At 61.7% G+C, this 8,289-nt stretch carries 4 protein-coding genes; all 4 read right to left on the reverse strand.

Annotated features, from left to right (window positions below; translation table 11 throughout):
- Positions 1-172: 172 nt before the first annotated feature.
- Positions 173-862, reverse strand: coding sequence for a TetR/AcrR family transcriptional regulator (locus tag AAAX75_RS08725; RefSeq protein ID WP_055309426.1), 690 nt, complete (start codon positions 860-862; stop codon positions 173-175).
- Positions 846-5,285 carry an acyl-CoA dehydratase activase gene (locus AAAX75_RS08730; RefSeq protein WP_349091902.1) on the reverse strand — a complete coding sequence of 1,480 codons (4,440 nt, stop codon included), beginning with the start codon at positions 5,283-5,285 and terminating at the stop codon, positions 846-848. Before AAAX75_RS08730 ends, AAAX75_RS08725 begins: the two co-directional genes overlap by 17 nt.
- A gap of 281 nt (positions 5,286-5,566) precedes the next feature.
- Positions 5,567-6,115, reverse strand: coding sequence for a hypothetical protein (locus AAAX75_RS08735; protein WP_022094319.1), 549 nt, complete (start codon positions 6,113-6,115; stop codon positions 5,567-5,569).
- Positions 6,116-6,428: 313 nt separating this feature from the next.
- A complete protein-coding gene (locus AAAX75_RS08740; protein ID WP_349091903.1) occupies positions 6,429-7,997 on the reverse strand; it encodes a threonine/serine exporter family protein in 1,569 nt (522 codons plus the stop codon).
- Positions 7,998-8,289: the final 292 nt, after the last annotated feature.

Here is an 8,289-nt window from a genome sequence, read left to right on the forward strand (position 1 = left end):
TCATCGAAATCAAAACGCCCGCCCGTCGGCGGCGCTTTTGTCTCTTTACCCACAGGCTGTCTATGTTAACAGCTGGAGGAATATCTATAAACCCGGCTCACATGAATGCAGGTTATGACCGCATCGCGGGACTCACCGCGCGATGCGCGACAGGCGCCCCGCAAGAGAAACCCTAGGCGTCTTTCACCACGTCGGGACTCGTCGCACGCGATGCGCGATAGGCATCGGCCTCCTTGGAGACGCGTTCGAGCAGCTCGGATGTATCGACGCCCTCGACTTGCGCGACCGTTTCCACCGTCTGCATGGCGACCGCCCTCAGGTACGCGCACGCGCTGTCCCCCGGCTGCTCGAGGTCTATCTCCTCGCCGCCCTCCCGGGCAAAGCCGACCGCCATCACAAAGCCCATGATGCCCGAGACCAGAAAGCCCACCGCAAAGCTCGAATCTGCCTTGAGCTCTTCTCCGTCGGGGTGGACGATCTCTCTCACGCGGTCGATGATGATCGTATGGATGCCCTGCACAACCTGCTCGGCGGCACCCGCCCTCATGGTGATGACGATGCGCCGCAGCAGGCAGCGGACGTCGCGCCGGTCGAACGCCGAAAGGTCGCCCTCGCTCGAAAAATGCCAGAGGGCATCGGTGATGAGCTCGTTATCCTGCAGCAGCTGGGCTATGGCGATGGCGACGAGTTCATCGAAATCGTGAAAATAGTAGTAAAACGTTCCGCGATTGCACTGGGCGGCGCGGGTCACCTCGCCAACCGACAGCTCGAAGATGCTGTTGTTCTCGATGAGCTCCCAAAACGCCTCGATGATACGGGTGCGTGCATCGGGCGCATCGGCGTCCTTACGCGGTCTCGCCATGCGCCTCACCGCACCCCTGCGCCTTGGCGTTCATGATGAGCATCTGAAGACGGTTCTCCACGTTGGCGAAGCTCACGTCGGGATCGTAGTCGAGCGGCAGGAACTGCGCCGTGGGATACTGCTCCTTGAGCGCATGGATGAGCCCGCGCCCCACGACATGGTTGGGCAGACACCCGAACGGCTGCAGGATCACGAAGTTGCGGCAGCCGCGCTTGGCGTGCTCGAGGATCTCCGCCGGAATCAGCACGCCCTCGCCCGCATCGAACGTATGGTGCAGGATCTTATCGCTCGCGCGCACGAGCTCGGGCATGCGCGTCGGCGGCTCGTAGAGCGGGCTCGCCGCGCCCAGGCGGTCGCAACGGTCGTGCGCGAGCTCGAACAGGTTGTCCGCCGTGGCGTACCAGGCCTTTTCGGGCAGCGACAGGTCGACGTGGAACTCGCGCGACTGCGCATGCTTGTAGAAATAGGTCTTGCGGATCACGTCGGTCATGCGCGCCTCGATGACCTCGAGCCCGTTGTCCTCGAGGTAGCGCTCGATCTCGTGGTTGGCGCCGAGATGGAAATTGAGCAGGTACTCGCCCACGATGAGAACGGTCGGATGCGGGTTCGAGCGGTCGTACGGAACGGCGTCCATGATCGCAAGCGCGCGTTTGAAGCCCGTCGCCTGGCCTCTCAGCCCGGAGCGCTCCATGCCCTCGATAACCTCATCGAGCGCGCGGTCGAACGCAGCGTCCGCCGCGCCCTTCTCGAGCTCGTAGGGACGGATGCGCCTAAGCATGGCCTCGAGGGCATCGATCATGGGAAGACCGTAGGCGATCTGGATGCTCGGGCCAAGGCCGAGCTTGAAGCCCGGATGCGCATTGTGGGCATCGACGTCGTCGTTGGTGAGCACCGGGACATAGTCGTATCCCGCGTCGTCGAGCGCGCGGCGCAGCAGGGGCATGTAGTGCGTCAGGCGGCAGTCGCCGATATACTTGCCAGTCACCACGGCGACGTCGTGCGGGTCGTACTTACCGCTCTCGAGTGCCGCGAGCGCCTCGCCGATCACGATTTGCGCGGGGAAGCAGATGTCGTTGTGCACATAGCGTTTGCCCAGGCGGATGGCATCCTCGCGCCCGATATCAAGGGCCTCGGCGCGCACGCCCTGATTGCGCATCGCCGCGGTCATGAGCCTGCAGAACGCATGGGAGGTGTTGGGGACCAGCGCGATCTTGTCGTGCCGGTCGCGCTTGGTGTACTTGACCTTATACGGGTCGTCGAGCGGATGGACCGCGTGCACCCGGGCGCCCTCGGCACGCTCCTCCGCGCGACGACGGTTGACCGACTCGATAAACGAACGCACGCGAATGCCCATGGGACCGGCGACGTCGCTCTCATCGAGCTTGATCATCATCGGAACCTTGGAGCCCATCTCGCCCATCATGCGCGCGATCTCGTCGGTGAGATACGCATCGTGGCCGCAGCCGAAGCTGCCCATCTGCACGAGCTCGAGCTCGGGCGTCGATGCGACGATGACCGCGCACGACAGCATGCGCGCATGGTAGTTGTTCACGATGTCGATGCGGCTGTTGGAAAGATCGACGTTGCAGACCCCCGGCACCGCATCGGGCGTCAGCACGGGGATGCCGCGCTCAGAGAAGAGCTTGGGCAGCCCGTGGTTGACCAGCGGGTCGTTGTGGTACGGGCGCGAAGCGATCACCACCGCGTAGCCGCCGTCCTCGTGCACGTTCTCGAGCACCTGCCTGCCGCGCAGCTGCAGCTGGTTCTCAAACGTCTCCTGCGCGCGGTCCGCCTGCTCGGTCGCCTTGGCAACCAGGTCGGCATCGATATCGAAGGTCTCCTTGCACCACGCCTTGAGCTGGCGGTTTCGGTCGCCCTCGTCGTACCAGTGGAACAGCGGCGTATCGAACGGAACGCCGAAACGCTCCTCCGGGTTATCGGAATTGCGCATCACGTAGGGGTATCCCTTTACGACGGCGCACATCCACTCGCTGGTAGAGGCGGTGTTTTCGGTGGGCACCGTCGTGATGATGGGCATGAAGATGCGGTCGACGCCGGCGTCGACGAGATTGCGGATGTGCCCGTGGACGAGCTTGGCCGGGAAGCACACGGTGTCGGATGTGACGTGCGCCAGACCGCGCTCGTACATCGCCTTGGTGCTGCGTCCCGAGACGCGCACCTTAAAGCCGAGCGTGCTGAAGAACGTCGACCAGAACGGCATGGTGTCCCAGAACTCGAGCACACGGGGAATGCCGATCGTGACATCGCGCCCCCCGCTGACGGGAACCGTGGGGTACGACTCGAACAGCAGCTTCTCGCGGTCGACAAAGAGATTGGGGGCAGCCGCGGTCCGGTCGCGCCCCGTGCCGGGTGCCTGTGCCTCGCAAGCACCCTGCGGACGCAGCTCCTCTGCCGCGGGAACCTCGCGCACGAGCTCATCCCATGAGATGGCGCCGCCGCGCGGGCAGCGATTGCCCGTGACGTAAAGCGAGCCGTCGCCAAATGCCACGACCGCGCGCTGGCAGCGGTTGTTGCACCGACGGCAGGTAACGCCGCCGAACTCGCGATGCTCGAAGCGCTCCACGGCATCGAGCCCGATAAACGACGTGCCGGCGTCGCCCTTGCGGCATTCCTCGCGCGCGAGCAGGGCGATACCGATAGCGCCCATCAGCCCCGGGTGGGGCGCACGCGTGACGGGTTTGCCCAGATACTGCTCGAATGCGCGCAGCACCGCGTCGTTTCGGAACGTGCCGCCCTGGACGACGACTTTGTCGCCCAGACGGTTGAGATTTGAAACGCGAATGACCTTGGTGAACACGTTCTCGATAATCGAACGGCAGAGACCGGCCATGATGTCGCCCGGACCCTTACCGCGCCGCTGCTCGGAAACGACGCTGCTGTTCATGAACACCGTGCAGCGGCTGCCGAGAACGGCGGGGGCTTTGGACGAAAATGCCTCGGTCGCGATATCCTCAACGGCTATTCCGAGGTTTTTGGCAAAACCCTCGAGGAACGAGCCGCAGCCCGCAGAGCACGCCTCGTTGACGACGATATCGGTCAGCACGCCGTGGTTGAGCCAGATGGCCTTCATATCCTGTCCGCCGATGTCGAGCACGAAGGTCGCATCGGGAACGCATGCGCACGCGGCGCGGGCGTGCGCGACCGTCTCGACCGTATGGTAGTCGGCGTGGAACGCGCGCGCGAAAAGCTCCTCGCCGTATCCCGTGGTGCCCACGGCATCGATCGCAAGCGTGACTCCCGCTGTCTCCCAGCGGTTCTTCAAGCTGACAAGACCCTGTTGGGCGACGTCGAGCGGTCTGCCGTTATTAGACGCGTAGAACGAATCGACAAGCTCACCCGCCTCATCGACCAGGGCGAACTTGGTCGTCGTGCTCCCCGAATCGATACCGAGCGCCACACGCACCGTCTCTCCGGGCGCATACGCATCCGGACCCTTTGCCGGCGTCTCTTTGCCATGGCGTGCCGTAAAATCCGCCTGCTCGGCAGGTGTGGCAAAAAAGGGCTGGGCAAGACGTCCCTCCCCACTTGCGGGCGCGACCGTCTCGAGCTTATCCAGCCGGACAAAAGCGTCGGGAAGGTCGATCGGTTGGGACGATGCGAACATGTCGGTCAGCGACAGGGCGGCACCGCGCACGACCATGATCTGCGGATCGCGCGGGACGATAACCTGATCGTCCGATAGATTCAGTTGCTCCCGGAACACGCGGACCAGTGTGGGGTTGTAGGCGAGCGTACCGCCCTCGAAGATTACCGGCGGCTCGATGTCGATACCCTGGGCCAGACCGCCGATCGTTTGGCGGGCGACCGCATGAAGCGCCGAAAGCGCCAGGTCGGTGGTAGGAATGCCCTCGTTGAGCAGCGGCTGGATATCGGTCTTTGCGTACACGCCGCAGCGGCCCGAGACCTCGTGGACGGTCGTTCCCCGGCTTGCGAGCTGCTCGAACTCGCCCGATTCGGTGCCGACCCCCATGAGCTTTGCCATCTCGTCGATAAATGCACCGGTACCGCCTGCGCACGAGCCGTTCATGCGCATGTCGGCAACCTCGATGTCTCCCTTATCGTTGGTGCGGAAGAAGATCATCTTGGCGTCTTGGCCGCCCAGCTCGATGGCGCAGCGCGTCTGCGGATAGAACCTGCTGATCGCGAGCGCGTTGGCGACCACCTCCTGAACGTACGAGGCGCCCAGCGCGGTCGCGATATCGCGCGCACCCGAGCCGGTCACCGCAACGCGCAGTGACTCATGGGGAAAGCGCTCGGCGAGCTCGCCGAGCATGGCGCGCACGCTCGCTGTCTGACACGCCCCGTGGCGGCGATATCCCCACCACGCCTCGGTCATATCCTCGTGCATCGCGTAAACTTTGGTCGTCGTCGACCCTACGTCCAGTCCTACTAGCAACGCCATAATGCTCCGTCTCTCGCATTTTTCCCGCTAGAGATATACCACTCTACGTAATACAACAGACTGTTGTATTTAAACTCCGTATAAAAAGCGGCTGCCGAAACGCTTCAGCAGCCGCCGAATGCACCAACAGATTGTTCTGCGCGCTAGCACGTCGGGCAACGGAGCAGCACGGGCCCTCCGGTCATGCGCACCGCTCACGCCCGCGATGTCGCCGAGAGAGCTATCCACGCTTAGGGCTCCAACCAAGCAAGTCGCCCGCGCTCAGCAGATCCCTAAGCGAGCTACTCGCACTCAGGAGCCATAGCCTGCTCCAAGAGCTCGGCATGCTCCTCCTCGAAAACCGTCCCCACAGGGAAGGCGCGACGGAAGACGAAGCGGGAAATCGGACCGGCTACCAAAAGGTTCCACGGCAGCGCCATCACAAAATTATGCGGGATGTTGATCATCCAGATCGCGGGCACGGAATACAGGTTCGCAAGGATGCCGCCGGGCATGTGCGTCAGACCCTCACAGGCACCGTACAGCGACATGATGATGACCATGGGAACGACCATGCAGGAGCTGACGGCGAGCGTCATGGCAAGTGGCGAGCTCTTGCCCGGCGTGACCAAGTACTTAAAGGCGAAACCCTTGGCGAGCGGGCTGGCGACGAACCAGTCGCAGCACATGGCAAAAATGTAGGCAACGGGGAAGCCGAGCCACGCAGTGGCAACGACCTCGCCGTTGATGGCCCCGTGCTGCAGGGCAACGTTGTAGATGCTCATCCAGAGCACCATGCAAAAGCACATGATAAAGGTGAACAGCAGGCTCTCTCGTTTGTTGATAGGCATAAAGGGCAGATTCCTCTCTGTGTTGTACCGCGGCGCCACGCAACAAAAACGGGCGGGCAAGATGGAGCTGTTGGAACTTCATCTCGCCCGCCCGTGGTACGCGCGTCTGCGACTACTTATGTGGTGGAACCAGCCTAGCACGAAACGCATGCGCTTCGTAAGCGTTGAGTTTATGAAGATGCAGGGCACCGATAATCCCCCGACCCCATAAGTTGCGGTGGAATACGGACTGTTTTGACCCTTTAAGCAGCAATTCAGTCCCTATTTCACCGCAACTCATTTGGTGCAAAGTAACCTGTCCCCCTTGTACCAATTAGCTGGTGTGGCGCCAGCGAGGGTCGGTGAGCGTACGCGCCACACCCAGTCCAACGGGCAGAAACGCTACGATGAGCACTGCGCGCACAAACCAGCCGAGCATATTGACCGTGTCGAAGGTGCACATGTAATACATCGAGCGATACAGATACAAGCCCGGCACCATAATGACAATCGAAGGCACCGTGAGGGCGATGCGCGGGTAGGTGAGCTTGACTTCAGCCAAGCTTGCGAGCAGCCCCGATACCAGCGCGCCGATAAACGCTGCTGCCTCGGGAGGCATTCCCGTGCTGAGGCCCAGGAAGGGAATCATCGTCGGCGCATCGACAAGGGTCAGACGCAGGGTATTGGACACGGCGCCGATCAACCCAGCTGCCGCGGCCATCTTTACCGGGCTGTTGAACATCACCGAGAAGCCGAATACGCCAACGAAGCTCATCACCACGCGCAGGAGCGTAAGGGCAAGCGGCGAAAGGCCCAGTGGGGCAAAGTCGTCCGGCGCCAGGCCAACACACTCGGCAACCATCCAACCTACGAGGGTCGCCATCACAATAATCGATACGGCATATGAAAGGCGCTCGATACCGCTTCGCATGTCGAGCTTAGCGATGTCGAGGCCTGCCGTAATGAGTGGAAAGCCGGGAATCACAAAGAGCATGGCGCCGATATAGCCTTCTTGGTGCGACATTGCCCCCGGTATGACCTGGCCAAGGCCGAGCAATGCCAGCAGATACGAAACGCAAGCGAGCGCAACGCCGGTCGTCAGCGCGCTGAACTGACCAAGGCCTTGCTTGAGAATATGGGAGCGGGCAAAGTTGCCGACACCCGCGCCCACGAACGCGCAGGCCATCTCGATAGGGCCGCCGCCGAGCAAAAAAACGAAGGCGCCACAGGCGCAGGCCGCCGCAAGGCCCTGTTGCCAAGGCGCGTAATCAGGTTTTGAACTCTCAACGGTCTTGAGCATCTCGTGATACTCGTGCACCGTGAAGCGACGACCATAGGTCTCGATTTCCTTGAGGAAACTCTCCATCATCCAAATGCGATGGGTATTGACGCCCGTTGTGGGCAAGCTGACGACCTCATTAAAGCAGTGACCATCTTCGATGCAGGTGCACTCAAACGACAGAAGACTTAAGTCAACGTGGATGGTGACACCGAGTACGGCGGCAACACGATTCATGGTATCGCGCACGCGCCAGGCACCCGTTCCGCTTGCCAGCATAAGCATGCCGGTGCGGCAGATGATGGATGATTTATCGGTGAGCGGCGCATCGACGGCAAGCTCATCGCCTGCCGTCACGATCTGGTGCCAGTCAGTTTTCATATGGAGCGCGCCGGCACGAACGCCGTGGTGCATGGGGGCTCTCGAAAGCAGCGAGTTAAGGCGCGAAGGCTGTGAGGGCTCCGCCGATTCGCCCTCGTCCTCGTCGGGCTCTTCATCGACCAGATCAAAGGAATCAAGCGGCGCTGGCTCGCGACGGTCGATCAGCTCCTCGTCCTCATCATCAAAGTAATTGAACTGATCGAGCATGTCCTCTTCGATTGAACGCTCGCTCGCGTCGTCCATATAGACGCTCCCTTCCTACCGACTAACCCCCATCCTAGGCAGCAACGGCTAAAGGAAACATAAAAGAGACGGCTGTCATGCGAGCCATGTGCTCAACAGCCGTTGGGCAGTCGTTTAAGAACGTCCCCAATGACTACCAGTAACTCGACAAGGACTGTCCCCAAGTGCCGGCAGAGACGATATGAGCAGGACATAAAAACATTGAGAGCCCCTGCTGCATGAAAGACCGCGGATTAGGCCGACAATGGTGAGTGTCTAATTCAGCCGCGGCGGCCACGCCGCATTCATGGAA

Origin of the sequence: Collinsella sp. CLA-ER-H7, assembly GCF_040092345.1 — a bacterium.
In the GTDB taxonomy this organism is placed as follows: domain Bacteria; phylum Actinomycetota; class Coriobacteriia; order Coriobacteriales; family Coriobacteriaceae; genus Collinsella.

Bases quoted from the DNA above. Each gene is read 5' to 3' on its own strand.
- AAAX75_RS08740 (WP_349091903.1), bottom strand. From the start codon at position 7,997: ATGGACGACGCGAGCGAGCGTTCAATCGAAGAGGACATGCTCGATCAG.
- AAAX75_RS08730 (WP_349091902.1), bottom strand. From the start codon at position 5,285: ATGGCGTTGCTAGTAGGACTGGACGTAGGGTCGACGACGACCAAAGTT.
- AAAX75_RS08735 (WP_022094319.1), bottom strand. From the start codon at position 6,115: ATGCCTATCAACAAACGAGAGAGCCTGCTGTTCACCTTTATCATGTGC.
- AAAX75_RS08725 (WP_055309426.1), bottom strand. From the start codon at position 862: ATGGCGAGACCGCGTAAGGACGCCGATGCGCCCGATGCACGCACCCGT.